Here is a 26,513-nt window from a genome sequence, read left to right as displayed (position 1 = left end):
TTACTGATTAATCTAAACGCTTCCCGTCTCAAGAAATTTTTGCCAATCCAGCAACATCTTTCCCTTTAATACCCGGGGAAATTTATGTTGACCGCCGATCTTTCCTTTCAGGCGCATGAACTCCATGAACTTTTCCTCCGGCAGCACTTTTACATAGATATCCTTCAGCGCGCTGTCTCTTTCCACCGCATAGTCATCGTTCAGCTCCTTGAGCTTGCCGTCGATCTTCTGCCGGATAAGCTGTTCATCCACCGGGTCGTTGCTGGCCAACCACCATTGGTGTGCAAAAAAGAGACCATGCGGAACCCCGGCGACCGCAAATTCACGCACGGTGATGTTCATCTCGTCCATTACCAGCTGGATGGCCTTGTTCATATTGTCCACGCTGAGATGTTCGCCGACAAGACTCAGGAAATGCTTCGTCCTCCCGGTGATGATGATCTCGCAGCGCTCCTTGTCCACAAAACGGACCGTATCCCCAATCAGGTACCGCCAGGCGCCGGCACTGGTGCTCAGCAGCAGGGCATAGTCCTTCCCCTCCTCCACCTCATGGATCATATACGCTTCCGGGTTCGCCATGAGATTTCCGTCGGCGTCGAAATTATTATTGTCGAAAGGAACGAACTCGAGATAGATGTGCTGGTTGGTCACCAGCTTCATCCCCTTTGCATACTGGACATCCTGGTAGGCGATAAAGCCCTCGGAAGCCAGGTAGGTCTCGATATAGGTGATCGGCTTGCCCAGCAATTTCTCAAAACCCTTGCGATACGGTTCGAAGCTTACGCCGCCATGCACGAAAAAGCCCAGGTTGGGCCAGATCTCGTGGATATTGTTCAGGTTATACTTCTCGATGATTTTTTCCATGCAGAGCTGGATCCAGCCCGGCACCCCGACGAGAAAACCGATATCCCACTGGGGCGCCAGCCGCACGACCTCTTCCAGCTTCTTGGTCCAGTCCTGCGTACGCGCGATCTTCCTCCCGGGCTTGTAAAACGGCTGGAACCAGAACGGGACCCTCCGCGCGGTAATCCCGCTGAGGTCGCCCGAATAATATCCCGCGCCCTTTTGAAGACTGGTGCTTCCGCCGATCATCAGCCAGCCCTTGCCGAGACTCTTCACGGGGATATCCCGGTAGTTACGCAATGTGAGCAACTGCTTGATCATCACGATGCGGTTGCCCCGCAACATATCATTCGTGATGGGAATATATTTGCTGCCGGCCTCCGAAGTGCCGGAAGACAGCGCATAGTACTTGATCTTCCCAGGCCAGCATACGTCTGCTTTGCCTTCGAGGGTTTGATTCCACCACGCGGCATGGATCGTATTGTAGTCAAACGTTGGCACCATCTCCTGGAATTTCTTCCCCGGATGACGGCTTAGCAGGATCTCATCAAACCGGTACTGTTGACCGAACTCGGTGAACCTCGCCTTTTTTAGAAGTTTCAGTAATACCTTCAACTGCTGCCGCCGGGGAGATTTCTGGGGCAGCCGCAAAGCTTTAGCCAAAGATTTAGGTAGTTGAATTTCAATCAGCGCCATTAAGAAACCCTTGTCATTTGGTATGCGGCGAAATTAACGTTTTGGATGATATTTTTGTTACATTTATTTAATGAAGCTGAAACTGACCCCGATTTATATCCTTTCCTTCTTTTGCCTGAATTTCTTTATAATGGAACTCCATGACTGGCTTCACGCAGCGGTCGCCGCCCTCGTCAGCGGGAGCTGGGGTCCGCGCGGATTCGATCGATGGCAGATCGGCGGCATCCTATCCGTCTCCAACGGCCAGCGGGCCCTGGCCACCCTTGCGGGTCCATTGGTCAATTTCGTGGCCATCTGGATCGGGTGGATAAAGATGGGCAACCGGGAAAGCCTGGCCGATCAATCGTTGGGCTGCAACCTCGTTCTGGCGGCCCAACCCATGGCCATGCTGATAGCGGCCTTTTCGGGCGGCGGCGACCTGACCAATGGACTAAAGCTACTCTTCTCCCATTATGACGGCATCTATCATCACCTCTTCGCCACTCTCGGCCTGTTGATCATGCTGGTGATCACTATCCCGCCGCTGGTGAAGATATTTACGCTCCTTCCGAGCTGGGGGGCCAAATTCATCTATTTTCCCCTGTTCCTGTTCCTCCCCATGTGGGTGCACCAATTTGTTGCCCGGCAGCTCGACATCCTGCTCCAACGCTATGAGCCGGACGAAGGTCTCGCCTATGCAGTGGTCTTCTTCTGGACGGTAGGTCTGCTCGGTGGCTTGCTCTATACCCGTCGCCGCCTGGAAACCCTGCTGGTGGATAGCGAATTGCCGCTATAGTTCGATCGCCTCACCCCGATCTTTCCGATCGGAACTTCCCACTATCGCTCCGCTTCCCGCCGCACAAAACAGTACCCTTCGCTTGCCCGTCCGACCCTCCTCTTCCAATCGGACGATACACCTCCGAAAAGAATACGTCGCTCCCTCGCAAAGCAGCAGCTCGTCCGCCTCCGCAACCGTATCCACAATCATCCGCCGGTCGCCGATCAGCCCTTTCACCCGTGAGACCTCCGTAGCATCTCCCTCAACAAAAACGCGGCCACCCACCGGCCGCTCCTCTCGCCGCCGCAGCAACCCGTCAACCACAGCCAGCACCGAACGCAACCGGATAGCCGCCTGGATGCCCCAGTCGAAAAGGGCCGGCAACCCCTTATTGAAATGCTTCCGCCGGAACTGCCGCATGGCCCGGTAGAACTGCCGGACATAGCGGATATCCTTCCTGGTGCTCTCGCCTTTGAAATGCACAATCGTCACCGCAGGCGTATAATAGTTGGTAAACCCCGCCTGTTCGATCCGGTAGCTCAGATCGATGTCCTCGGCATACAGGAAGAACCGGGGATCGAAATAGCCCGTCTTCTCGAGCACCGCCCGGCTCACCCATAAGCAGGCGCCCGAAAGAACCGGTGCGGGATGCGCCCGGTCGGCGGGAAGGTGTCCAAGATAATAACCCGAGAAGTACCGGCTTCGCGGGAAGAGGCTCGAAAGACCACTCAGCCGGCAAAAACCGATCCAGGGCGTCGGGAATCCCCGCCTTGATTCTTTTAGAAAATGTCCGCCTCCATCGATCATCCGCAGACCCAACCCGCCGATGCCCGGAGTCGACGACAGGAAGGCAAGACACTGATCCACACAGTCTTCCGGAAGAATGGTGTCAGGATTGAGAAAGAGGACATACTCCCCCCGGGCCTGCTCCAGCGCCAGGTTATTGGCCCGGCCAAACCCAATGTTCTCGGCATTGGCCACAAACCGCACCCCCGGAAACCGCGGCCGGAGATACCCGAGGCTCTCGTCGGCGGAGCGGTTGTCCACGACGACGATCTCGGCCTCCACTCCCCTGACCGCCTTCTCTACGGAGTGCAGGCAAAGCTCGAGGAAGTACCGGACCCGGTAATTGACGATGATCACAGTCAACTTCATTGGCGCAAATAAGTGTTTTTTGCCAATATATACCGAAAAATTGATACATTTGCATTTGTCAATAGAATGAGATGACCTCAACATTACCCCTCAAGCAGATCGAAAAGATATCCAAGGCCCTCGGAGACAGCAACCGCCTCAAGATCCTTCACTACATCGCCGGCAAAGGCGGCTGCGGCGAATGTTCCGGATTGCATGACGTGGTCGGTCTCGCACAGCCTTCTATTTCTCATCACGTAAAGATCCTGGTCGAAGCCGGGCTGATCGACGGCGAAAAAGAAGGTCGCAACTACAGCTATCATCTCAACACCGGCATCCTGAATCAATATCTTTCCGCATTAGGTGAGCTTAGCTCGCCTATCTTTGCGCCATGCTAAAATCAACACTCATAAAGGCGGCCGAAGCCGGTGCTGCCGTAATGCAGCGGTATTTTCAGGGAGAATTTCTGATATCCAATAAGGAAGGCGTTAATAACCTGGTTACGGAAGCAGATCACGCTTCGGAAAAAGCGATCTTTGAAGTGATCAAGACCGATTATCCCGGTCACTACATCCTCAGCGAAGAGGCGGGAGAGATCGTCATGGATTCGAATTATAAGTGGATCATCGACCCTATCGACGGCACCGTAAATTTCGCACATGGCCTTCCGCTCTGCTGCGTGTCGATCGCCGTCGAGCAGGACGGGGAGATGATCCTGGGCGCCGTCTACAACCCTTTTATCAACGAGTTCTTCTTTGGGCAGCGAGGCTATGGGGCTACGCTGAACGACAAAAAGATCACGGTCAGCGGCGAAACCAGCGTGGCTAAGTCCTGCCTCGTCACCGGCTTCCCGTATACCTACCTGGACCAGCCCAATGGCCCGCTGGAGGTGTTCTCCCGGTTGATCCGTGGCGGCGTTCCGGTCCGGCGGCTGGGTTCGGCAGCCATGGACCTCTGCTGGGTAGCCTCTGGCCGCTTCGACGGGTTCTATGAGCACAAGTTGTCGGCATGGGATAGCGCGGCGGGTTTCCTGATCGTGGAAGAGGCCGGCGGCCGCGTCTCGGACTTTGCCGGCGCCCATTACTCCCCTTATCAGCCCCATATCATTGCCACCAACGGCAAGATCCATGACGAGCTCGTCGACGTGGTGAACGGGCGACATGCCGTTCTGACAAAATAAAAAATTATGAGCGAAAACAGGACCGAGATCTCTTCCCTGGGAGAGTTTGGATTGATCGACCGCCTTACGGCGAATATAGAGATAAAGAACGCTTCCACCCTGGTCGGGGTTGGAGATGACGCCGCCGTCATTGACCATTTTGGCCGGCAGACGGTAATCACCACCGACCTGCTCCTTGAGGAAGTCCACTTCGACCTGATGTATACCCCTTTGCGGCATTTGGGGTACAAATCCGTCGTCGTCAATCTCAGCGACGTCTATGCGATGAATGCCACACCCACGCAGATCACCCTCAGTATCGGCATCAGCAACCGCTTCAGCCTCGAGGCCCTCGACGAGTTCTATGAAGGGGTCTATGCCGCCTGCGAAGCCTATGGGGTCGACCTGGTCGGCGGCGACACGGCCAGCTCCAAAAAAGGCTTTGTCATTTCGGTCACGGCTATCGGCGAAGTGGCCCCGGACCAATTCGTCAAACGCAGCACCGCCAAAAAGGGGGACCTGATCTGCTGCTCGGGGGACCTGGGCGCCGCTTACCTGGGCCTGATCCTGCTGGAGCGCGAGAAAAAGATCTTCCTCGAAAGCCCGGGGGTAAAAGCCGACCTGGAGAACGAGAAATATGTCATCGGCCGGCTCCTGAAGCCCGAAGCACGCAAAGATATCATCGAATTCTTCCAGCAGTCGGATATCGTCCCTACCGCCATGATGGACATCAGCGACGGACTGAGCTCCGAGATACTGCATATCTGCCGGCAAAGCGAGTTAGGCTGCGTGTTGTATGAAGACAAGATCCCCATCGCGGAAGAGACGCGCAACGCCGCTTTTAAATTTGAATTGGATCCCACAGCCTGCGCGCTCAGTGGCGGCGAAGATTACGAACTTTTATTCACCATTCCCCAACAGGACTATGAAAAGCTGGTGTTGAACGAACAGATCAGCGTCATCGGTTATATGACAGAGCCCGAACAGGGAAGAAAGATCATTACCAAGGGGGGCAACACCTTCGATATCACCGCACAGGGGTGGAACGCCTTTGCCGCCAAATGAGTGACCGAATGAACCGATTCCATACTTCCTTGCTGCTGTTGTCAGCGTGCTTCCTCTTCGCCTGCGGGACCTCGGAAAAAGGATTCCGTCCGGACAGGAAATATGCGCCTGCTGAACTGCAAAAGGATTATATGGTCTTCCGGCACCTCCTCGAAGCCTGGCACCCCAGCCTGTACTGGTATACTCCCAAAGACAGCATGTCGGCCTACTTCGACGAAGGATATGCAGCCATCAGGGACTCGATGACCGAACCGCAGTTCCGCACGGTCCTGAGCTATGTCATCGCCAAGGTCGACTGCGGCCACACCTCCGTCCGCGCCTCCAAAGCCTACGCTCATTACCTGGACACGGCGAGGCTCCGCCAGTTCCCGCTGGTGCTGAAGTTCTGGAGCGACACGATGGTCGTCGCGGCCAACCTCAACCGCAGGGATACGATCCTGCGCCGGGGCACGCAGATCATGAGTATCGACGGACGGACGGCCCAGCAGTTGACCGATACGCTATTCAACTATATCGTCACCGACGGCCTCAACCAAACGGGAAAATACCAGTACCTCAGCACCGGTCTTCATTTCAGTTCCTGGTATAAGGACGTCTTCGGCTATACCGACTCCTTCGACATTGCCTATAGGGACCCCGGCGGGATCGTCAGGGATATCCGCATTCCCATCTACGATCCCCGCGCCGATACTCAACGCCGAAGCCTCGGCAGAACGCTGTTGCCCGGTACCGGCCAGCGGGAAAAAGGCCCGGCACAAAGGACCCGGCCGCTGACACGCAGAGACCGGAAGAAACGGGAGCTGCTGCTCACGCGCAGCTTCACCATTGACAGCGCCGGCAGCACAGCCTTCCTTACGTTGAACACCTTCGAGCACGGGTATCACCTGCGAGGTTTCTTCCGGCGCAGCTTCCAACAGATGAAAGACCGGAACGTCAAGAATCTTGTCGTCGACGTGCGGAGTAACGGCGGCGGCGAAGCCTCGCTTTCGACGCGGCTCACCCGCTACCTGATCAACAAAAAATTCAAGGTCGCGGACTCCCTGTACACCGTCCGCCGGCATAGTCCCTACGACCGGTATATCAACAACGGGTTCATTTACGAGATGCTCTCGCTGGTGGCCAGCCGAAAGCGCAGCGACGGCAAATATCATTTTGGTTATTTCGAACGGCATTATTTCAAGCCGTTCAAAGAGCACCACTTCGACGGGAATGTATATATCCTTACGGGCGGTAACTCCTTCTCCGCGACCTGTCTTTTTGCGGGTGCGCTAAAGGGTCAATCGAACGTCACCATCGTCGGCGAGGAAACCGGCGGAGCCTACTACGGAAATACGGCCTGGATGATCCCCGATGCGACGCTGCCGAATACGAAGGTCCGCTTCCGCCTGCCGCGGTTCCGCCTCGTCGTCGACCGCCGCCGCGAGAAGGATGGGCGGGGCGTATTGCCCGATGTGCCGGCGCTGCCGACGGTCGAAGCCATCGGTAAGGGCCAGGATTTCAAGACCGCCCGGGTAAAAGAGCTGATCAATAACAGCGCGGGCAGGAACTAGCCGCCTCAGCGTTCCCCATCGACAATAACCTGTAGCAAATTCAACTCTTCGCCCAGCAAGACGAGATCGGCGCGTGCGCCCGGTTGAATGGTCCCCCAATGTTCCTGCATACCCATCACCGTCGCGGGATATAAGGAAGCCATGCGTAGCGCCTCGGGCAGGGGAATACCGCATTTCTCTACTCCGTTGCGCACACATTGGAGCATCGTCAGCGCAGAACCTGAGAGGGTTCCGTCGGGCAGGGTATAGCGGTCGCCCCTGAACACATGCACATATTCCCCATATTGGACCTCGGTCACCGCATCCGTGATAAAGAAAAGCCGCTGCCCCATCGCCTTCTTGCTGATGCGCACCGAGGCGAAATCGACATGCACGCCGTCGCAAACGACACTGCACCGCACATCATTGTTGTCATAGATGGCGCCGACCATCCCCGGCTGACGTCCCTGCAAGGGAGACATCGCATTGAAAAGATGCGTGGCTGCGGGAATGCCCTGGTAAAAACCGTCGATGGCTTCGTCATAGGTGGCATTGCTGTGACCCGCGGAAACGACGACCCCGCTCTTCAGCAGGAGCTCGATACAGTCGCGGTCGCATTGCTCCGGCGCCAGGGTCATCATCCGGAAAAGATCCTTTCCCTTTTGCAGGAGATGTCTGATCTCCGCTACCGTCGGCTTCTTGATGAATTTTTCAATATGCGCCCCTTTTTTGGCAGGGTTGATATAGGGCCCCTCCAGGTGTACGCCCAACAGCCCCTTCCCTCCCCCATTCCGATATTCCCGGGCGACTTCCAGCCCCCGGACGAATTTTTCGATGGAATTGGTGGCCAGGGTGATCTGGAACTGCGTACATCCGCCCTGCAGACAATATTCATAGGTGGCCTCGAGGGCTTCCGTGGTCAGCTCGGCGGAAAAAAGCTTCCCGTTGCCCCCATAGATCTGGAGATCGAGGAAGGCCGGCGCCAACAGGTAGCCGCCCAGCTCTTCTTTCCGGTACCCGGCTGGCACCGCCTTGGCATCGACGACCGCCGTTATTGTTCCATCTTTTACGAGAACGGCCTTGCCCATATGGATCTCGCTGCCTGTGAAGACCTCCCGGGCGATAAATGCGGTTGCTGACATTGGATGGTATTATGGTTCGATTGTGAAACGATCTGCATCCCGCCAAAAAGGGAATTTCTGCCGTACCTCGGTGAGCCGTTCCTTCTGCAAGGTGTACGTAAACACTTCTTCCCTGCCTTGTCCATGGTAGAGCGTTTCCCCAAGCGGATCGATGATCATGGAGTCGCCGCTATGATAGATATTATTCCCATCGTTTCCGACCCGGTTGACGCCGATGACGTAGGACTGGTTCTCGATCGCCCGGGCCTGGAGCAGCGTCTTCCAGGCCAGCGACCGGCGTTCGGGCCAGTTGGCGACATAAAGGATGCAGTCATATTCCAGGTCGGGCTCACCGGGCTCCGCCGGGGTCTGGCGGCTCCACACGGGGAAACGAAGATCATAACATACCAGCAGGAGGATGCGCCACCCCTTTACGGCGCCGATAAGCCGTTTATGCCCCGCCGTATAGTGATCGTCCTCGCCGGCAAAGGCAAACCGGTGACGCTTGTCATAATAGCCGTATTCCCCGGTAGGCAACATCCAGATCAGCCGGTTGTAATAATTCTCCTCTTCCTGGATAATGACGCTTCCGGTGAGAATAATCCTGCGCCGGGCCGCGACATCGCTCATCCAGCTGATCGTCGGGCCGTCCATCGGCTCGGCAAGGTTTTCGGGCCGCATGCTGAAACCCGTGCTGAACATCTCGGGTAAAATGACGAGTTCGGTGGGTTCCGTAATGGAAAGGGAAATTATTTTTTGCTCCAGCCGCTGCAGGTTGGCGGCCTTATCTTCCCAGACAATGTCCGGCTGGATGGTCGTTACGGTCAAATTCGACATGTTGCAATGTACCATTTATTTTAGGACAGCGGCTATCCGGCCGGGCTCATACCCTTTTCTCAATAGGAAATCCTGCAATTTCTGCCTCCGGATAAAGGCATTGGGTTCGCCCGCGAGAGCCTCCGCCCGGTCCCTGGCCAGCTTCTCCAGCGCCTGCTCATACTCTTCTTCATCGATCGTCGCCAGCGCCTTCTTTATACAATAGTCGGATACCTGCTTTTGCTTCAGCTCGTAGCGGATGCGGACGCGGCCCCAGGATTTGAGCCGGAAATGACCGCCTGCATACTGGACGGCAAACCGCTCCTCATTCAGGTAATTCTCCTCGATAAGGGTCGCCAGCGCCCGCCCGACATCCGCCTTCCGCAGACCGAAAGAGTATAGCTTTTCCTGCACATCCCGGTGGCAACGTTCCTGGTAACCGCAGTAATGACGGGCTTTTTGCAGGGCCTGTTCAAAGGATAATGTGCGCGAATAGTGCATCCGGCAAAAATAGCCCTATTCGCGCAAACGCCTAAAGTCTGTCCTGCCGGACAGTCGCCTGCGGCGACGGGGCCGTTCGTTTGTACATAATTGATTGATAACGGTGATTTTACGGGTTTAGGCAAAACTCTTGGCTATTACGCAAAAATCAGTAGTTTCGCCACAAAGATATAATCCATGAAGTTTATCGTTTCCTCGTCGGCTTTATTGAAACAACTGCAACAGATAAGTGGTGTGATCAACGCGAATACGGTTCTGCCTATCCTCGAAGACTTTTTGTTCGAAGTGGAAAAGAACAAGCTGACAGTTGTCGCAACCGACCTGGAAACCGTTATGAAAGTGCATCTCGAAGTCGAGGCCAAGGACACGGGGAGGGTCTGTATCCCCGCCAAGATCCTTATCGACTCCCTGAAGAATATTCCCGACCAGCCCCTGACCTTTAATATCGACAAGCACTTTGCCGTTGAACTGACGAGTGATAACGGGAAATACAAGGTCATGGGCGAGAATCCCGACAATTTCCCCAAGGAGCCGGCCAGCGACGAGACGACCTCGTTCACGACGACCTCCGCCGCGCTGGTCACCGCGATCAACAAAACCCTTTTCGCCGTCAGCAATGACGATCTCCGGCCTGCCATGACGGGAGTCTTCTTCGAAATGGATAAAAAAGGCCTTCAATTCGTTGCAACCGATGCGCACCGGCTGGTTCGCTACAAACGCAAGGACGTCTCCTGTCCCAAGAACGATTCACTCATCGTCCCAAAGAAACCGCTGAATCTTTTGAAATCCGCGCTTCCGGCAAACGAAGACGAGATCACCATCAGCTATAACAGCAACCATCTCTTCGTCACCCATGGGACGACCCAGATGAGTTGTCGCCTGATCGACGCCCGCTTCCCCGACTACAAGGTGGTGATCCCTGCCGACAATCCCTATAAACTGGTGGTTGGCCGCAATGACTTCCAGAGCGCACTGCGCCGCGTCAGCATCTTTAGTAACAAAAGCACCAACCAGGTGGTCCTGAACATCCACGGCAGCGAGCTCCAGCTGGCCGCCCAGGACGTCGACTTCTCCTTCGAAGGAACGGAAAGGATGAAATGCCAGTATGATGGCGAAGATCTGGCCATTGCTTTCAATGCACGCTTCCTGATCGAAATGCTGGCCTCAACCGACAGCGACGAAGTACGGATGGAACTGTCCACGCCAACCAAAGCCGGCATCATCAAGCCCACCGAAGAAGACGAGAACGAAGAAGTGCTGATGCTGGTGATGCCGCTGATGCTGAACAGCTAAAAATTTCGTAAATTACGAGGAACCATTGGCCATATGGAAACCCTCGTCAATTATTTCCAGCACATCCCATCTTATCAACGAAGTCTCATCCTCGCAGGGGGCCTCGTTCTCTTTTGGATCATTGAAGGGGCCATTCCGCTCTTCCGGTTCCGATACCGGCGGATCCGTCATGCGGGATTGAATCTATTCTTCACGCTCACGACGATCATCGTCAACTTCGCCTTTGCCACCCTGATCATCCGTGCGGCAGACTATACCACGGTTCATCATACGGGTTTGCTCTACGTGGTGCGGCTCCCCCTTTGGGCCTTTACCCTCGTCGGCCTGCTGGTGCTCGACCTGATCGGCGCCTGGTTCATCCATTGGCTGCATCACCAGGTAAAATGGCTCTGGAAATTCCACCTCGTTCATCATAGCGACACCTGGGTGGACACCACCACCGCCAACCGGCATCACCCCGGGGAAAGCGTCCTTCGGGCATTGTTCACGCTCATTGCGGTGATCGTGGCCGGCGCGCCGGTCTGGCTGGTCTTTCTTTATCAGTCGCTGTCGGCGCTTTTCTCCCAATTCAACCACGCAAATATCTCTCTCCCAAAGGGGCTGGACAATGTCCTGGCCTGGATCCTCGTGTCACCGGACATGCACAAAGTGCACCACCACTACCGCCGGCCGCTGACGGACACCAACTATGGCAATATCTTCTCGATCTGGGACCGGCTGTTCGGAACGTACCGCCATGTCCGGGATACAAAAGGTCTCGTATTTGGGATCGACACCCATCCTGAAGAGACGGAGCACAATCGGGTGGGCGCGCTGCTCAACATGCCGTTCCAGACTTACCGGCCACCCACGGAAGAGTCCTCCTCTACTGTTGTTGCTGCTGCATCATCTCCATATAGCGGCGATAAGAATTGAGGGCCGTCCCATTGGCTGAGGGCTGGGCTTCGAGCACCGTCGCCGTGTCCTCCGTGGCCTCGCCACTCTCATAAGACACCGACACTCCCACTTCAAGCTTCTGGCCGGCTGTTCCCTTATAGGTCCCCTTTACGGGGGAGCAGTCGGAGAAACTGCGGCCCACAGCGAGCCGGACATGGAGGTCGTCGGCAATGCAATTGTTGGTGGGATCGAGGCCGACCCAGCCGTTATCCGGAATATACGCTTCGATCCAGGCATGCGTCGCCCCTTCTCCCCGCATCCCGTTTCGATTGGGACAGATATAGCCGCTGACATAGCGGGCGGGGATCTGGATCTGGCGGAGGAAGACCAGCAGCATGTGCGCAAAATCCTGGCAGACGCCCGCCTTCAGCTTCCACACTTCGTCAAGCGTCGACTCGACACTGGTGACTCCCTTTATATATTTGAACTGATCGTAGACATAATTCCGGAGCTGGAGCGCCGCTTCGAGCGGCGTTTGTCCCCGGGCTTTTTCCGGGCACACGCTCTCCAATACTTCGGCCAGCGAGGGAAACTGCTCCTGTTTCAGGAAATCGATGTACGGCACCTGCCAGCGCACTTCTTCGAGGTGGGCCCATTGAGATTCTTTCTCCATGGAATCCCTCAGCGCCGGCCGTGACTTCGTGATCACCTCGAGCCGGGAATCGACGGTCAGGGAGATATGCGGTTCGGCATGCGTAAAACTCCCGATCTCGTTCCCATAATAATCTTTATAGACATCGACATTGGGTTCCCCGGTGATGGTCAGCTCGTGTTTGAGGACCTCCTGGTACCCGTCTTTCACGGGGAAAAGAACGATCTGGTTGGCGCTGTCCCGGACGGGACCCTCATAGGTGTATTTTGTGACGTGGTGGATGTTGAATCTCGGCATAGCTGGGTTAAAGATACGCGAAGTAATGTTGATTGAGGGCGTTCCCCACGCCATACAGCTCTTCTTTCACCCCGTTGAGATAAGCATGAAGCCCCTGGTGGAGGATGGATTCGACCGTCGAATATTTCACCCGGCTCCGGATGCCGCCGATCATAAAATCGATCTTCCGCCAGGCCTCCCGGTTACGGTCGCTTTTCAACCGCTCGAAATACCGCTGGAGCTGGTTGATCGAATAGATCACGCTCCGGGGGAAATCTTCGTTCAATACGATCTGCTCGACCACATTGCGGGCATCGAAACCGCTGCGATAGGTCTTCAGATACAGCTCGTACCCGGAAATGGAGAGCAGGAGATATTTCCAGTAGGTGGTATCGGTGCTGGTCAGGTCATAGCGGAGATCGCTGAATTTGATATCGAGGATGTCTGCCGACTGAACGCCGCGTTCGAGGAATTTCCCGATATTGATAAAGGCATAGCCTTCCCCCCGCGCCATGGTGACGTCCGTGATCCCATAATACAGCAGGCCCTGGCGGATCAGGATATCGAGGATGGAGACCGGGTCGTCGAGGTGCAGTCCGCGCGCGAGATGCTCGTCGCGGATCGTATGATAAAAATCATTCAGACACTGCCAGAGCTCTTTTGTGATATGATCCTGTACGCTGCGGGCATTCTCACGCGCTCGTGTGACGATATTCAGCACGGAATTGGGATTTTCCCGGTCGGTGACCATGTATTGCAGCACGGCGCGGGTCTGACGGGCAAGGGCGGAAGAGGGCTCTTCTTCCAGGTAGGTGAAGATGCGCAAGACCGGTTTCCAACTGAATTCCTGCATATCGTCCTGGCTGGAAGCATAATTGATCTTCAACATCCGGAGGATGCCATCCGTTCGTTCCATGTATCGGCTCATCCAATATAGGCTGTCGGCTACTCTGCTTAGCATAGTGTATTTTTTGTCGGGTGGGTTTTCCTTATTGGGCCAGCACCCAGGTATCCTTGCTGCCCCCGCCCTGCGAGGAGTTTACAACGAGCGAACCTTCCCGCAACGCAACGCGCGTCAGTCCGCCCGGTACGATCTGGATACCGTTCGGACCGCAAAGCGCATACGGCCGCAGGTCGACCCGCCTGGGTTTTAGCCGCCCGTTCATATAACAGGGCGCCGAAGACAGGTTGATGATCGGTTGCGCGATATATTGCCGGGGATCTTTCAGGATCTCCGTCTTGTACCGCACGATCTCTTCTTCGCTCGCGGAATTACCCATCAGCATCCCATAGCCTCCGCTCTCATTGGTCTTCTTAACGACCATCCCGTCCATATGGGCAAAGACATGCTCCCGTTCGTCGACGTTCCCTAATTGATAGGTGGGCACATTTTTGAGGATCGGCTCTTCATTCATATAATACCGGATCATGGCGGGGACAAAAGCATAGATCGCCTTATCATCGGCGACGCCGTTACCGACCGCGTTCACGATGGCGACGTTGCCCTTCCGGTAGGCGCTCATGATGCCCGCGACGCCCAGCATACTGTCAGGCTGGAAGATAAGGGGGTCGAGAAAATGATCGTCGACCCGCCTGTAAATAACGTCCACCTGTTGCAAGCCGGCCGTGGTCTTCATGAAGACCCGGTGATTGTCTACCACCAGGTCGCGCCCTTCGACCAGCTCGACTCCCATCAGCCGGGCCAGGGTGGTATGTTCGAAATAGGCGGAATTATAGATACCCGGCGTCAGCAGCACGATCGTGGGATTGGCGATCGGCCGGGGAGACAGGGAAACGAGGTTTCGATGAAGGATATCCGGGTACTCGGTTACCGTACGGACGTTATTCCTTGGAATAAGATCGGGAAAGATACGTTTGATGATCTCCCGGTTCTCGAGCATATAGCTTACCCCGCTGGGTGTTCGAAGGTTGTCTTCCAGGATGTAAAAAGTTCCGTCATGGTCCCGGATCAGGTCGATCCCGGCGATATGAACATAGATGTCGTAGGGGACGGGGAATCCATGCATTTCCCGGAGAAAATGGGGACAACTGTACACCATCTCGATGGGGACTACTCCATCCTTGAGGATGAACTGGTTATTGTAGACATCCTTCAGGAACAGGTTCAGGGCCCTGAGCCGCTGGCGGATACCTGACTCGATATAGCTCCATTCGGCGGCCGTGATGATCCGGGGGATGATATCGAACGGGAAGATCTTCTCAATCCCTTCGCCGCTGCTGTATACGGTGAATGTGATGCCCTGGCTCATGAAAAGCCGCTTGGCAAGCTCTTCTTTTTTGTTGAGCTCTTCAATGCTCATCTGTTGGAGAAAATCCACGACGCCCTGGTATTGAGGCCGCACGGCCTGGTGGGCATACATCTCATCCCAGGCGTGTACGCCTACGTCATAGCTGTTCAGCAGTTCGTTGGGTTGCATAGCGAGTCTTGGTTTAGTGTGGAGGCAAAGATGGCAGGCAGGCGTAGACTTATCTAAATATAGCTATTTTCGTCCAAAAAAAGTGAAGATAATCGCGATGATCCCCGCCCGGTATGCGGCGACCCGTTTTCCCGCCAAGCTGATGCAGCCGCTGGGAGAGAAGACCGTGATCCGGCACACCTACGACAATACAAAGGCCACCGGGCTGTTCGATGAAGTGATGGTCGTCACGGACAGCGAGATCATTTTCGAAGAGATCACCCGTCACGGCGGGAAAGCCAGGATGAGCATCCGTTCCCACGAGAGCGGTAGCGACCGCATCGCCGAAGCCGTCGCCGATATGGACGTCGACGTCGTCGTGAACGTACAGGGCGACGAACCCTTTGTCCGGCGGGAGCCGCTGGAAAAGCTGCTCGAGGTGTTCCGCGGCGAAGCGGGAAGATCGGTCCAGGTCGGATCACTGGTGCAGGTGCTGAAGGAGCAGCGGTTCATCGATGATCCCAACTATGTAAAGGTGGCATTGGACAAGAATAACAACGCTCTCTTCTTTAGCCGCAGCGTCATCCCCTATCCCCGCGATCCTTCCGCGGCGCCGGTCTACTACGAACATATAGGAGTATACGCTTTTCGCAAGGTCGCGCTGCTGCAATTCACGGCATGGCCGGTGAGTCCGCTGGAGGCGGCCGAAAAGATCGAGTGCCTGCGATATCTCGAGAACGGCATCCCCATGCGGATGGTCATCACGACCTATATGGGCGTCGAGATCGATACTCCCGAAGATCTCGAGCGGGCCGCAAAGTTGTTGTAACCGGAGAAGACCGATTGCAAAAAAATGGCGGGCGCTGCAAAAAAAAATTATCGGAATGCTAAAACGGCTAATCCTTAAATTAGCCGCCGACACTTACTATATGCATCATGAATCAACCAATCTGGGGAATTGATCTGGGAGGGACAAAGATCGAAGGAGTTATTTTGAGATCCATCTCCGACCCTTCTCCAATCGTTCGGACACGCGTAGATACGGAAGCCTCCAAAGGATATGAACATATCGTCGGCCAGATAGCCCGGCTCGTAGCCGAAATGGAAAGATCATCGGGGCTTAAGCCCCGCGCCATCGGCATCGGCACACCCGGCGTCCTCGATCCCACCTTGCAGACGATGAAGAACTGCAATACCGTGGTCCTGAATGGCAAGCCTCTTAAGAAGGATGTCGAAAATGCACTTCAGCTAACGATCGAGATGGCCAATGACGCCAATTGTTTTGCATTGGCCGAAACCCAATGGGGCATCGTCCGGCAATCCGCGCCCGGCGCCCGGCTCGTCTTCGGCATTATCATGGGTACCGGTGTCGGCGGCGGCATTGTCATGGATGGTAAGATATGGAACGGCCGCCATGGCATCGCCGGTGAATGGGGACATAACTATCTCGACGAATCCGGCGGTCCCTGCTATTGCGGGAAGACCGGCTGCGTTGAGACCGTGATCTCCGGTCCCGCCACCGAGCGGTATTACAAAAGCCTCACGGGACAGCAACTGAAACTAAAAGAGATCGTGGCGCGGCATAAAGAGGGCACCGATCCTGCCGCAACAAAGACGATGGAACGCCTCTGTCATTTCTTCGGCAAGGGTGTTTCGGTGATCACCAACCTGCTGGATCCGGATGTTGTCGTCATCGGCGGCGGCGTGGGTAATATCGATCTTCTGTACGCTGCCGGACTACAGGAACTGGGCCGGTTCATCTTTAATAACCGCGTCGAAGTGCCATTGCTAAAGCCATCCCTGGGTGATAGCGCCGGTGTATTCGGGGCAGCCGCGCTCGTCGCAGGCCGCTAGGCCGGAGACAAAATCGTTGGCCCCGCCAGATGCCAAAGGCATCGGTACCAAACAGCCAAATTCCCTTAACTTTGCCGCTCAAATTCAAGCAGCAATGAAGTTCCGCAATTTCAAGATGGTGGGTTATGTCGTATACGGCCGTGGAAGCTTTAACCAATTGGACGAGATCCTGGCCCCTCAGCGAAAGGGCGACGCCCCAATGGTCTTCCTGCTGGACCACTATTTTGAGAATAAGCCCCTCGCCCGCCGAATCCCCCTTCGCGGAAAGGACAAGCTCATCTTCGCCGACGTCAGTTATGAACCGAAGACCTCCTACGTCGACCGCCTGGCCGGCGACCTGAAGCAGCAATTCGGTGCGGTCAGCGGGATCATCGGGATCGGCGGCGGATCGGCCATGGACCTCGCCAAGGCCGTGTCGCTGATGATGACCAACCCCGGCTCTTCCGCGGACTACCAGGGATGGGATCTGGTAAAGGTCCCCGGCGTCTACAAAGTCGGTATCCCCACCCTTAGCGGTACGGGCGCCGAAGTATCCCGTACGACGGTGCTCACCGGGCCGACCAAAAAGCTCGGCATGAACTCCGACTTTACTCCTTTCGACCAGATCGTTCTCGATCCCGAGCTGACGGCCGACGCCCCGGTCAACCAGCGCTTCTATACCGGTATGGACTGCTATATCCATTGTATCGAAAGCCTGACGGGCACCTATCTCAACGAGTTCAGCAAATCCTACGGCGAAAAAGCGCTCCAGCTGTGCCAGGAAGTCTATGTGAAAAAATCGGGGTGGGACGCCGACAGCGATGATAAGCTGATGATGGCCTCCTATGCCGGCGGGATGAGCATCGCCTATTCCCAGGTAGGGGTGGCGCACGCGGTCAGCTATGGCCTGGCCTACCTCCTCGGGACCAAGCACGGCATCGGCAACTGCATCGTCTTCGACAAGCTGGAGGAGTTCTACCCCGAAGGCGTCCGGGAGTTCAAGAAGATGGTGGAGAAGAATAAGATCGACATTCCCCAACATATCACAAAAGGGCTGACCGATGAACAATTCAATACCATGATCGACGTTTCATTGGTAATGAAGCCGCTCTGGGAGAATGCGCTGGGAAAGGACTGGGAGAAGATCATGACCCGCGACCGACTCAGGGCCTTGTACGAAAAGCTCTAACTCCAGCGCTGTCAATCAAAAATAAAACTTGTCCGATGAACAGACATCCAATGGACCAAGGGTCCATCGCCCGAAGGGCCATCATCGGCCGATTGCAGCGGCGGGCGAACATTCGACCGATTAGCCCGTTGACCGCAATGTTTATGCTGTCCGGGGTGCTGAGCCTGCTGTTCATCGGTTTCCTCGCCTGTAAGAAAACCCCGCCGCCAAGGATCGTCGTCACCCCCCTCCAGACCCTTGTCAATTCCGACACCAGCCTCACCCTTTTCCATCGGATGATCCTGCAGGCCAACGACGCCGGTTTGCTAAACGACGAATCCGTCACTGCCTTTATCCCCCGCAATAACGTCCTGATCCAGGGCGGCTTCCCCGATTCGGTCATCGATTCGATGAGCTCGAGCTACGCCGACCGAATCCTTCGCTACCAATTCCTTTCAGGCGCGTTGAACCTCACCGGGCCGGGCTATACCCCCAACCCTACACTGCTGGGAGTGCCCCTCTTTATGGGCCTCGACGCCTCCGGCAATCTTCTGTTGAACGGCAGCGCGACCGCAGCCAACACGCCCAGCACCGTCGGCAAGGCAACGGTCTATTTCCTAAACTCGCTGGTCCCGCCCGGAGCGGATTCCCTGCCACAACTACTGCAGGCCGATACCTCGATCAGCCTTTTTGCCCGGATCATAGGCCGGACGAATCTCTACGATTCTCTCCTGCTGTCCGGCGGCTTCTCTGTTTTGGCTCCCAATAATCCCGCGATCCTCTCGGCCGGCTTTGACAGCCTGCGGATCGATACCGTTGCCGTCGATACCCTGCTCCCCCTGGCGGTAAACCAGGTGGTAAAAGGCGCCTGGTTCTCGACGAGCTTTCCATCGACGCTGACCACCCTTACGGGAGGCAGCATCACCGTTAGTTCCACCGGTGGCCTTCAATTCGCCGGGAGCGGAAACCCCTCTCCTGTCCTCTGGCTTTACGGCGACCAGGTGGCTGGCGCCGGGCTGATCCTCCACTATACGAACGGAGTGCTTTTCCCCTGAATTCGCAGGGACGGCCGTGGCGGTCCGCACGAATTCGGCCACCGTTCGTTACTTTTGAATTATGCTCAATTTCAGCGATATCAAGAATCTGCTTCAGCACAACAAGATCACTGATTTTGTAAAGCTGAATAAACTGACGCCACGCGACGTCGCCAATTTTGCCAATCGGAATACTCAATGGGCCGCAAAACTGTTTCAGCAGCTGGACCCCAAACATGCGGCCCGGGCCTTCAAATTCCTGCGGCCTAAGAAGCAGGAGCAGATCATCAAATCGCTGCCCGAAGAAAAAGCGGCGGAACTGCTCAACTCCATGCAACCCGACGATCGCACGGCCTTCCTCGAGGACCTCTCGGGAAACCATGTAAAAGAGCTGCTGAAGATACTCACGCCGGAGAATCGCGAAGAAACGCTGGAGCTGCTGGGCTATGCGGAAGGTTCCGTCGGCCGGCTAATGACCCCGGACTATGTGTCGATAAGAAAGGAAGAGACCTGCGCCGAGGTCCTCGCCTACATCCGGCAACGGGGACAGGCTACCGAAACACTCAATTGGCTTTTCGTCATCGACGAGAAAGGCGTGCTGATCGATGATATCAATATCAAGGACTTTTTGGTCGTCGACCCCGCGACAACCGTGGCGCAGATCATGGATAACCAGTTCGTAGCGCTCAATGTGAATGATGCCCAAAAGGAAGCGATCCTCGTCTTCCGGAACCATAGCCGCTTCGCCCTCCCAGTGATCGACGACAAAGGGGTGCTGCTGGGGATCGTTACCCTCGACGACGTGTTACGACTGGCGGAATCGGAAGGCACACGGGAAATTCAAAAGATCGGGGGATCCGAAGCATTGGACGAACCGTATAATACCATCCCCTTTACCAGCCTGATCCGCAAACGCGCCGTCTGGCTGATCATCCTGTTCCTGGGGGAGATGCTTACGGCCACGGCAATGGGACATTTCGAGGACGAGATCAGCAAGGCGGTAGTGCTGGCGCTGTTCATCCCGCTTATAATCTCCAGTGGGGGGAACTCGGGTAGCCAGGCCTCCTCGATCATCATCCGCGCGATGGCCCTGGGGGAGATCGGCTTCAAGGACTGGTGGCGCGTGATGCGTAAGGAACTGCTCTCGGGACTGGTGTTGGGTACCATTCTCGGCGTCGTCGGTTTTCTCCGCGTGGCTATCTGGCAGCGGTTTCATCTGTACGACTATGGCATCCACTGGCAAAAAGTCGCTACCACCGTCTTTTGCGCGCTGATCGGCGTGGTCATGTGGGGGACTGTGTCCGGAAGTATGTTACCGATCATCCTGAAAAAGCTGGGTGCCGACCCCGCCGCTTCCTCCGCGCCATTCGTAGCCACACTGGTGGATGTCACCGGGCTGGTGATCTATTTTACCGTGGCATTCGTGATCATGCGGGGAACGCTGCTTTAATAGCTCATCTCATCCAGCTTCACCTTCCCTTTAAAGGTCCAGAAAACAAAAGAGGTGTAAATACCCACCAGCGGCGTGCCGACCAGCGCCATTGCCAACAGGATATGCATGGTCTTACCGGAGGAAGCCGCATTATATACGGTAATGCTGTTCTCCGGATGCTGTGGGGAATAAAGCAAGTAAGGAAAAACTTCCAATGCAACCATGATCAGCAGCAGGGCGATCGTCAGCGTGCTGCTGAGGAAGGCAAACCGGTATTTTCCGACCTTCACCTGTCGCGGGATATTGGCGATGGCGAGGATCATCAGCAGGGGTATCGTAAAATAGCCGGGCCGGCTCTTGAAGAAATCGCTCAGGTGTGGGATATACAGCAGGGTATACACCGTCGTGATCACGACGCTGACGACAAAGAAAATGGTGAAATTGTTCGCAAGTACGTACAGCTTGACGAAAAGCCGGTTCTCGGTCTTCATCATCAGGAAGATCGCGCCGTGCATCATGAACAAGGCCAGGGTCGTGATGGCGACGAAGATCGCAAAGGGATTGAAAAAGGTCCCGAAATCTCCGGCGAATTCCCGGTTCCCATTCAACGGCAACCCTTCGACGACATTCCCCAGCATCAACCCCAGGCATAGGGAGATGACGATCGAGGCGAAACAATAAACGATATCCCAGGCCCTCCGCCACCAGGCCCAGGGCTCCTTGCTGCGAAACTCGATCGAAACAGCCCGGAAGATAAGCCCGACGAGGAAGACCATAAAGGGGACATAAAAAGCGGAGAAGATGGCGGCATAGGCCACGGGAAATCCGGCGAACAGCGCCCCGCCGCCGATCACCAGCCAGACCTCGTTCCCGTCCCAGATCGGTCCGATCGCATTCATCGCAATGCGGCGGCTCTGCTCCTTATTGAGAAAGAGATGCAGGGAACCTGCGCCCAGGTCGAACCCGTCGAGGATCGCATAGCCGCTGATGACGGCCCCGAATACGAGGAACCACCAAACATTGTAGTCCAAGCCTAAAAAATGTTGCATATCGCTACTGTTGCGCCTTTGGCGCTTTATCTAATAATTGGCCTTCGGCCGGCCTCCCTCCGGTCAGCCAGGGGTTATCCCGACGCTGACCGCTGTCCAACTCTTCCTTCGTCCCGTAGTCCACCGGCCCATGCTGGATCTTCCGGTTCAACAAAAAGAGGAACAGGGCGAACAGGACGATATAGACAATGGTAAACAGGATCAGGGAAAAGATGATCTGGTTGGCAGTAACCGCCCGCGACAGGGCGTCCGAGGTGTGCAGCAGACCATACACCACCCAGGGTTGCCGGCCCATCTCAGCCGTGAACCACCCCGCCTGGTTGGCGATCTGCGGCAGCAGCACGCTAAAGGCATAGACCCATAGCAGCCAGCGATAATCGAATAGCTTTTTCCGCCACCAAAGCCAGCAGCCCAACAGCGAGAGTGCGATCATCCCGACCCCCGAGATGATCATGAGATGATAGAATTGAAAGACACTGTTGACCTGTGAAGGCCGGTCTTCGGGTTTGAAAGCCCTCAGCCCCGTAACGGGCGCCTTGAAACTTCCATAGGTGAGAAAAGAGAGTCCGCCGGGAATGCTGAGCCCAACGGTCTTTTCGTTCTTTTTGTCGACGTAGCCCAGCAGGAACATGGGCGCAACCGCCGAGCTATCGAAATGCCCCTCCATCGCAGCCAGCTTGGCAGGCTGATACTGGGCTACCACTTTTGCGCTCCGGTCTCCAAAGACGAGCTGCAGCAACGAAAAAAAAGTGATGACGACAAGCGCTATTTTAAAGGTCGGCCGCGCGATCCCGATATGCTTCTTATGAAGGAGATACCACGCGTTTACGCTAAGGACGAGAAAGGCTCCGGCAAGGATCGCCCCCGTCCAGACATGGAGGATACGGTCGACGCTGGAGGGGTTGAATACCATCGCCCAGAAATCCGTGATCTCCGCCCGGGCGTTCATTCCTTCGCCGACAATATGAAAACCTGCAGGCGTCTGTTGCCACGAGTTGGCGACGACGATCCATACGGCCGAGAACATACTTCCTAAAAAGACCATGATCGTCGAGAAGAAATGGACACGGGGGCCGACCCGGTTCCAGCCAAAGATAAGGATGCCCAGGAACCCCGATTCCAGCGCAAAGGCAAAGATCCCCTCCGCCGCGAGAGCGCTGCCAAAGATGTCGCCCACATATTTCGAATAGGTGGCCCAGTTGGTGCCGAATTCGAATTCCATTATGATCCCGGTCGCAACCCCGATGCCAAAGATGAGGGCGAAGATGCGGATCCAGAACCGGACGGCCATTTCATAGACGGGCTTACCGGTCCGCAGATAGAGGGCTTCGAGAATGACGAGCATCAGACCCAGGCCGATGCTAAGAGGCGGGTAGATATAATGGAATCCAATGGTAAAGGCGAATTGGACTCTGGCCAGGATCTCGACATCCATATAAGGTGCGTTTTGCTCTAACTTTCCCCCCAAAACCGTTCTCGCCAATTTCCAATCTCTCAAATCCGCTTATGATTGGCCTTCGGCCGGCCTCCCTCCGGTCGGCCCGGTTAAGACTTCTTCTTAAAGATGGGGACATTGCTGCAAGCCTCCCCATACAGTATGCTCTTAACGACGGGCCGCAGCCTGCGGGCTACTTCGAGGTACGCGAATCCACCAATGGAAACATCGCCGCAACCCTTTACCACAACCCGCTTGTCGGTGAACTCGGATATATCGATGGCGCGAAGTTTTGCGAGGAAGAGTTCCTGTAACGCCGTCTGCCGGTCGCCAAGGAAAATATCTTTTACAAAAGGTTCGGCATGCACCGCTACAAGCATATAAGCCCAGGAAGGAATGATCGTATCGACGGTGCAGGTGACGGCCAGGACCTTGTCCTGGTACTGGGTCCAGTCGATGGATTGAAGCGCGGCGCGGAAATCTTTTTCTTTCAGGATCATCTCCATGAAGAGCAATGGTTTCAGGTCGAAAACAATGATCTCCTCTTTAGGATAGTAGTCTTCCAAATCCAGCGTATACAGACCGCTTTGCGCTACCTTATTGATGATCTCTTCTGCCACAGTGCAAAGATACGACAAAAAAAAACCAGCCCGATATGCAAAAGTGGGCTGGCTTTTTTTCACAATGTCCGGCAAAGAATCTTTGCGCGGGGAAACCCCTCGATCGAGGGGTTTTCTGCTAAAAGAAATTCGACCGGTAGTCTTTTATATCGGCCCGCTTCCGCATCGTCTCGGTCAACCCGCGATCGATCAGTTGCCGTTCCATCTGCTCCTGCATCAATCGCTGCTGCTGGACATCGGCATTGGGGTTGGACATTGCGCTGACATTGTCCACCTTTATAAAGAACAGGCCTGCGTTGCCGGCGATCGCCGGGGAAATGGCCTTACCGGATAATTGCTTGTCGAAGCTGGCGCCTACGACCTTGGGTTCCTGCCCGACATTAGGAATAAAGCCTGAGGCAAACCGAAGACTGTCTGCGTGCTGAACGGGTTGGCCCGAAGCGGAAGCGGCTGCATCGAGGGAGGCCGGGTTGCCAAATTTCCGGGCGAGCAGCTCTGCTTTCTTCTTCCTGCGCAAGATGGGTTCTACCTGGTTCCTTGCCTTGGCGGGGGTCATCATTCCTGCCTTGTTGATCTCGACCAGCTCGGCAACGACATACCGGTCACCCACCGTGTAGGGTTCGGAGACAGTCCCGATATCCGCCTTATAGGCCCACTGAACCAGCTGGCGATTGGTGCCAAGCCCGGGGATATTCGATTCCGCCGGCGCGATATCGGGGGCGATCATTTTGTTCAACCCCTGCTTTTGAACATTCTCATCGAATGCCTTCGCATCGCGGCTCTGACCCGCGAACTGGCTTGCAAGACCAAAGGCGGCTTGATCCGTCTCCTGGCTCGCATCTATCTTACGGCTGAGATAGGCGACCTTATATGCCGGTTCGAAATTCTTTTGGTCGAGGATCTGGATATAATGGTAGCCGAACTGCGTTTTCACGATCTTGGCTTCTCCCTTCTTGCCGTTAAAGACAAAATCCGAGAATTCCTTTACCATCCGGTCGCTGGTGAACCAATCATAGAGGCCTCCCTTTTCCTTAGAACCCGGATCATCCGAAACTTTCAGCGCGACACTGTCCCAGTTACCCCCGTGTTCCAGGACTTCCTTGACGCTGTCGATCCGCTTCTTGGCGACGCTGTCTTCGTTAATGACCTGGCCGGTACGGGGATCCGAGGTAGCGATCAGGATATGACGGGCCTTGGCGGAGTCCGGCAGGGTCTTTACATCCACGAGCTTCGCGACGACATAGCTGCCGGCGTCCAGGTAGGGGCCATAAAGCTCTCCCTTGGAAAGCGCAAAGATGGAATCCTTGTTCGGCACCATGATCCGCGCCTTTCCGACATAGCCATTATAGTAAGGCTGCGAGCTGCCGACCCGCCCGAAGAAGGCGTCGATATCCTCCGCTTTTTTGAAATCGGGTTCGAGCTCGGTCAATTGCTGCTTGACCCGCTGACTGTCCGACGCGTTCGGTCCCGCATTGAAGGTCACATACGCGATGCTGCGGCTTTCCTCCTGTTTGTACTGGTCGGGATGTTTATTGATATAATCCTGGATCTCGGCGTCGCTGATCTTTGCCGCACTATCCGGCACCGAGAGATAAGGAGAGCTTACAAAAGAGATGGTTGCCAGCTGGCTGTTGTCCGAATTCGTCTTTTCCAGCATCCATTTGGGAACATAAGCGCTGTTGGCAAACAGGGCCGTAAATTTTTCGCGCATCCGCATCTTGATGATCTGCGGTAGGGACTCTTCGAAAAATTTCCGCGCCATTTCATAACGGCTATTGTCGGCATTCTTTTTCGGGCCCGACTTATACAGGTTCCGCAGCTGGTTGATCTGGGCCGCAGCCGCCTGTACATCGAATACCCCCGTCTTGGGATCCGTGAACGCCTGCTTGATATCCTGGATCGCGTTCTGCCCGACCAGCATATCGTTCACTTCTTTGTCGGTCACCTGGATGCCGAGCGAAGAAATATCATCATTAAGGAGTACGTCTTCGGTCAGCTGGCGCCAAACCATATCCCGCACGTTCTGCAGCATCGCGTCATTCACCTGGTAACCCCGGGCCTTGAGCTGATCTTCCTGATCGGTCATCGCTTTCTCAAAATCCGTGAACTCGATCTTCTCCCCATTCACCGTTCCAACGACCGTGGAGCGATTTCCGAAAAGCCGGCTTCTTCCCACAAAAGCATCCATTAAAAGAAAGCCGACGAGGCTCAGAGCAATAAGACCAAAAACTAACCAGGCCGCTTTCTCGCGAATTTGCTGAATAATTGACATAACTTGGTAATCCCTTCTTTTCGAGGGGATGGCAAAAATAGGGTAAAATTGGTTATGAACAAATTGTGGAAAATCTTGTTAATTCAGCTTCCAATCAACGTTTTAACCGGCTTGCGCACCCTTCCTTCCCCACGTGAAACTTTTCGCGTGAAACCATAATCAACAAGGAGTTATGAATAACCTTCCAAAACCGTGGAAAAGCGGGTTTCGAAAGCCTCAGCATCCGGGGATAGAAAGACCGCAACTTTATTTGGATCGAACCGCGGGCGATTTGCGGTGCAAAATCCTCCGGTTATTCGACAGCCGTTGACACCTGTGCCGCCAAATAGTTTTCCGGAGGCGTTTTTCATCCACAGAAGTGGAAAAGCAGCGGAAAGAGCGATCCAAACCGGGATGTACGTTGTTAAGGGAATGTGGAATGCGGTGAATAAAGTGGTAATTTGCAATTTCGAACAGCCACAAAAAAAAGGTTATCCACGAATCCACCAGGATAATAGTAGTAGTTTATTTTTAAATAATAATTATTAATTAATAC

Annotated in this window: 25 protein-coding genes; 13 read left to right on the top strand and 12 right to left on the bottom strand. The window is 55.2% G+C overall.

Translation table 11 applies throughout. The annotated features are described in order from the left end of the window. Positions 1-12 precede the first annotated feature (12 nt). On the bottom strand, positions 13-1,506 hold the full coding sequence (locus VHE34_RS18555; RefSeq protein ID WP_325590356.1) for a GH3 family domain-containing protein: 1,494 nt from the start codon (positions 1,504-1,506) through the stop codon (positions 13-15). Positions 1,507-1,609: 103 nt separating this feature from the next. Between VHE34_RS18555 and VHE34_RS18550 the strand changes: the two genes are divergently transcribed. Then, a complete protein-coding gene (locus VHE34_RS18550) occupies positions 1,610-2,314 on the top strand; it encodes a hypothetical protein (RefSeq protein WP_325590355.1) in 705 nt (234 codons plus the stop codon). Here the strand turns inward: VHE34_RS18550 and VHE34_RS18545 are convergent. Beyond that, entirely contained in the window at positions 2,309-3,451 is a 1,143-nt protein-coding gene (locus VHE34_RS18545; protein ID WP_325590354.1) for a glycosyltransferase family 2 protein, read from the bottom strand. The genes VHE34_RS18550 and VHE34_RS18545 overlap by 6 nt on opposite strands. A 71-nt stretch (positions 3,452-3,522) precedes the next feature. On the opposite strand from VHE34_RS18545, the gene VHE34_RS18540 reads away from it, so the two are divergent. Genes VHE34_RS18540 through VHE34_RS18525 form a run of 4 tightly spaced genes read left to right on the top strand, consistent with a single transcriptional unit; the run spans position 3,523 to position 7,204 of the window. Next, complete coding sequence (locus VHE34_RS18540) at positions 3,523-3,828, top strand: metalloregulator ArsR/SmtB family transcription factor (RefSeq protein ID WP_325590353.1); 306 nt, start codon at positions 3,523-3,525, stop codon at positions 3,826-3,828. Beyond that, positions 3,822-4,610, top strand: a complete 789-nt coding sequence (locus VHE34_RS18535; protein WP_325590352.1) for an inositol monophosphatase family protein — start codon at positions 3,822-3,824, stop codon at positions 4,608-4,610. The genes VHE34_RS18540 and VHE34_RS18535 overlap by 7 nt, the downstream gene beginning before the upstream one ends. Positions 4,611-4,616: 6 nt before the next feature. Then, positions 4,617-5,654 (top strand): thiamine-phosphate kinase, encoded by a 1,038-nt coding sequence (gene thiL / locus VHE34_RS18530; protein ID WP_325590351.1) that lies wholly within the window; start codon positions 4,617-4,619, stop codon positions 5,652-5,654. An 8-nt stretch (positions 5,655-5,662) separates the two neighbouring features. Further along, on the top strand, positions 5,663-7,204 hold the full coding sequence (locus VHE34_RS18525; RefSeq protein WP_325590350.1) for a S41 family peptidase: 1,542 nt from the start codon (positions 5,663-5,665) through the stop codon (positions 7,202-7,204). A gap of 5 nt (positions 7,205-7,209) precedes the next feature. Here VHE34_RS18525 and nagA read toward each other — a convergent pair whose 3' ends face one another. Genes nagA through VHE34_RS18510 form a run of 3 tightly spaced genes read right to left on the bottom strand, consistent with a single transcriptional unit; the run spans position 7,210 to position 9,621 of the window. Further along, entirely contained in the window at positions 7,210-8,325 is a 1,116-nt protein-coding gene (gene nagA, locus VHE34_RS18520; protein WP_325590349.1) for an N-acetylglucosamine-6-phosphate deacetylase, read from the bottom strand. A 9-nt stretch (positions 8,326-8,334) separates the two neighbouring features. Continuing rightward, a complete protein-coding gene (locus VHE34_RS18515; protein WP_325590348.1) occupies positions 8,335-9,141 on the bottom strand; it encodes an amidohydrolase in 807 nt (268 codons plus the stop codon). Between the two features lie 15 nt (positions 9,142-9,156). Then, complete coding sequence (locus VHE34_RS18510) at positions 9,157-9,621, bottom strand: regulatory protein RecX (RefSeq protein ID WP_325590347.1); 465 nt, start codon at positions 9,619-9,621, stop codon at positions 9,157-9,159. Between the two features lie 177 nt (positions 9,622-9,798). Here VHE34_RS18510 and dnaN point away from each other — a divergent pair, with 177 nt between their 5' ends. Together dnaN and VHE34_RS18500 are read left to right on the top strand one after the other, a co-directional pair. After that, complete coding sequence (gene dnaN, locus VHE34_RS18505) at positions 9,799-10,914, top strand: DNA polymerase III subunit beta (protein ID WP_325590346.1); 1,116 nt, start codon at positions 9,799-9,801, stop codon at positions 10,912-10,914. Between the two features lie 33 nt (positions 10,915-10,947). Beyond that, positions 10,948-11,829, top strand: a complete 882-nt coding sequence (locus VHE34_RS18500) for a sterol desaturase family protein (protein ID WP_325590345.1) — start codon at positions 10,948-10,950, stop codon at positions 11,827-11,829. On the opposite strand, the gene VHE34_RS18495 is transcribed toward VHE34_RS18500, so the two are convergent. Genes VHE34_RS18495 through VHE34_RS18485 form a run of 3 tightly spaced genes read right to left on the bottom strand, consistent with a single transcriptional unit; the run spans position 11,780 to position 15,156 of the window. Next, positions 11,780-12,739 carry a transglutaminase family protein gene (locus VHE34_RS18495; protein WP_325590344.1) on the bottom strand — a complete coding sequence of 320 codons (960 nt, stop codon included), beginning with the start codon at positions 12,737-12,739 and terminating at the stop codon, positions 11,780-11,782. The two genes, VHE34_RS18500 and VHE34_RS18495, sit on opposite strands and share 50 nt — an antisense overlap. A gap of 7 nt (positions 12,740-12,746) precedes the next feature. Further along, positions 12,747-13,679: an alpha-E domain-containing protein gene (locus tag VHE34_RS18490; RefSeq protein WP_325590343.1), complete on the bottom strand. Its 933-nt coding sequence runs from the start codon at positions 13,677-13,679 to the stop codon at positions 12,747-12,749. Positions 13,680-13,707: 28 nt separating this feature from the next. Beyond that, positions 13,708-15,156 (bottom strand): circularly permuted type 2 ATP-grasp protein, encoded by a 1,449-nt coding sequence (locus VHE34_RS18485; RefSeq protein ID WP_325590342.1) that lies wholly within the window; start codon positions 15,154-15,156, stop codon positions 13,708-13,710. 82 nt (positions 15,157-15,238) lie between these two features. Here VHE34_RS18485 and kdsB point away from each other — a divergent pair, with 82 nt between their 5' ends. The 5 genes from kdsB (at position 15,239) to mgtE (ending at position 20,620) form a co-directional block, all read left to right on the top strand. After that, on the top strand, positions 15,239-15,964 hold the full coding sequence (kdsB, locus tag VHE34_RS18480; RefSeq protein WP_325590341.1) for a 3-deoxy-manno-octulosonate cytidylyltransferase: 726 nt from the start codon (positions 15,239-15,241) through the stop codon (positions 15,962-15,964). 107 nt (positions 15,965-16,071) lie between these two features. Next, entirely contained in the window at positions 16,072-16,989 is a 918-nt protein-coding gene (locus tag VHE34_RS18475; RefSeq protein WP_325590340.1) for an ROK family protein, read from the top strand. 94 nt (positions 16,990-17,083) lie between these two features. Continuing rightward, the gene (locus tag VHE34_RS18470) at positions 17,084-18,157 is read left to right on the top strand and encodes an iron-containing alcohol dehydrogenase family protein (protein WP_325590339.1); all 1,074 of its coding nucleotides are present in this window, start codon (positions 17,084-17,086) and stop codon (positions 18,155-18,157) included. Positions 18,158-18,192: 35 nt separating this feature from the next. Continuing rightward, positions 18,193-19,191 carry a hypothetical protein gene (locus VHE34_RS18465; RefSeq protein WP_325590338.1) on the top strand — a complete coding sequence of 333 codons (999 nt, stop codon included), beginning with the start codon at positions 18,193-18,195 and terminating at the stop codon, positions 19,189-19,191. A gap of 61 nt (positions 19,192-19,252) precedes the next feature. Further along, the gene (gene mgtE / locus VHE34_RS18460) at positions 19,253-20,620 is read left to right on the top strand and encodes a magnesium transporter (RefSeq protein WP_325590337.1); all 1,368 of its coding nucleotides are present in this window, start codon (positions 19,253-19,255) and stop codon (positions 20,618-20,620) included. Here the strand turns inward: mgtE and cydB are convergent. From cydB to VHE34_RS18440, 4 genes are all read right to left on the bottom strand, one after another. Further along, positions 20,617-21,651: a cytochrome d ubiquinol oxidase subunit II gene (gene cydB / locus VHE34_RS18455; protein WP_325590336.1), complete on the bottom strand. Its 1,035-nt coding sequence runs from the start codon at positions 21,649-21,651 to the stop codon at positions 20,617-20,619. The two genes, mgtE and cydB, sit on opposite strands and share 4 nt — an antisense overlap. 4 nt (positions 21,652-21,655) lie before the next feature. Then, positions 21,656-23,086: a cytochrome ubiquinol oxidase subunit I gene (locus VHE34_RS18450; RefSeq protein ID WP_325590335.1), complete on the bottom strand. Its 1,431-nt coding sequence runs from the start codon at positions 23,084-23,086 to the stop codon at positions 21,656-21,658. A gap of 110 nt (positions 23,087-23,196) precedes the next feature. Beyond that, positions 23,197-23,706, bottom strand: a complete 510-nt coding sequence (locus tag VHE34_RS18445; RefSeq protein ID WP_325590334.1) for a DUF2480 family protein — start codon at positions 23,704-23,706, stop codon at positions 23,197-23,199. Between the two features lie 118 nt (positions 23,707-23,824). Beyond that, positions 23,825-25,978: a peptidylprolyl isomerase gene (locus tag VHE34_RS18440; protein WP_325590333.1), complete on the bottom strand. Its 2,154-nt coding sequence runs from the start codon at positions 25,976-25,978 to the stop codon at positions 23,825-23,827. Between the two features lie 192 nt (positions 25,979-26,170). On the opposite strand from VHE34_RS18440, the gene VHE34_RS18435 reads away from it, so the two are divergent. After that, on the top strand, positions 26,171-26,506 hold the full coding sequence (locus VHE34_RS18435) for a hypothetical protein (RefSeq protein ID WP_325590332.1): 336 nt from the start codon (positions 26,171-26,173) through the stop codon (positions 26,504-26,506). Positions 26,507-26,513: the final 7 nt, after the last annotated feature.

The organism is Puia sp. (assembly GCF_035546395.1).
Lineage (GTDB): Bacteria > Bacteroidota > Bacteroidia > Chitinophagales > Chitinophagaceae > Puia.
The sequence above is the reverse complement of the archived record's forward strand: the minus strand, read 5'-3'. Positions and strand labels throughout refer to the sequence as shown.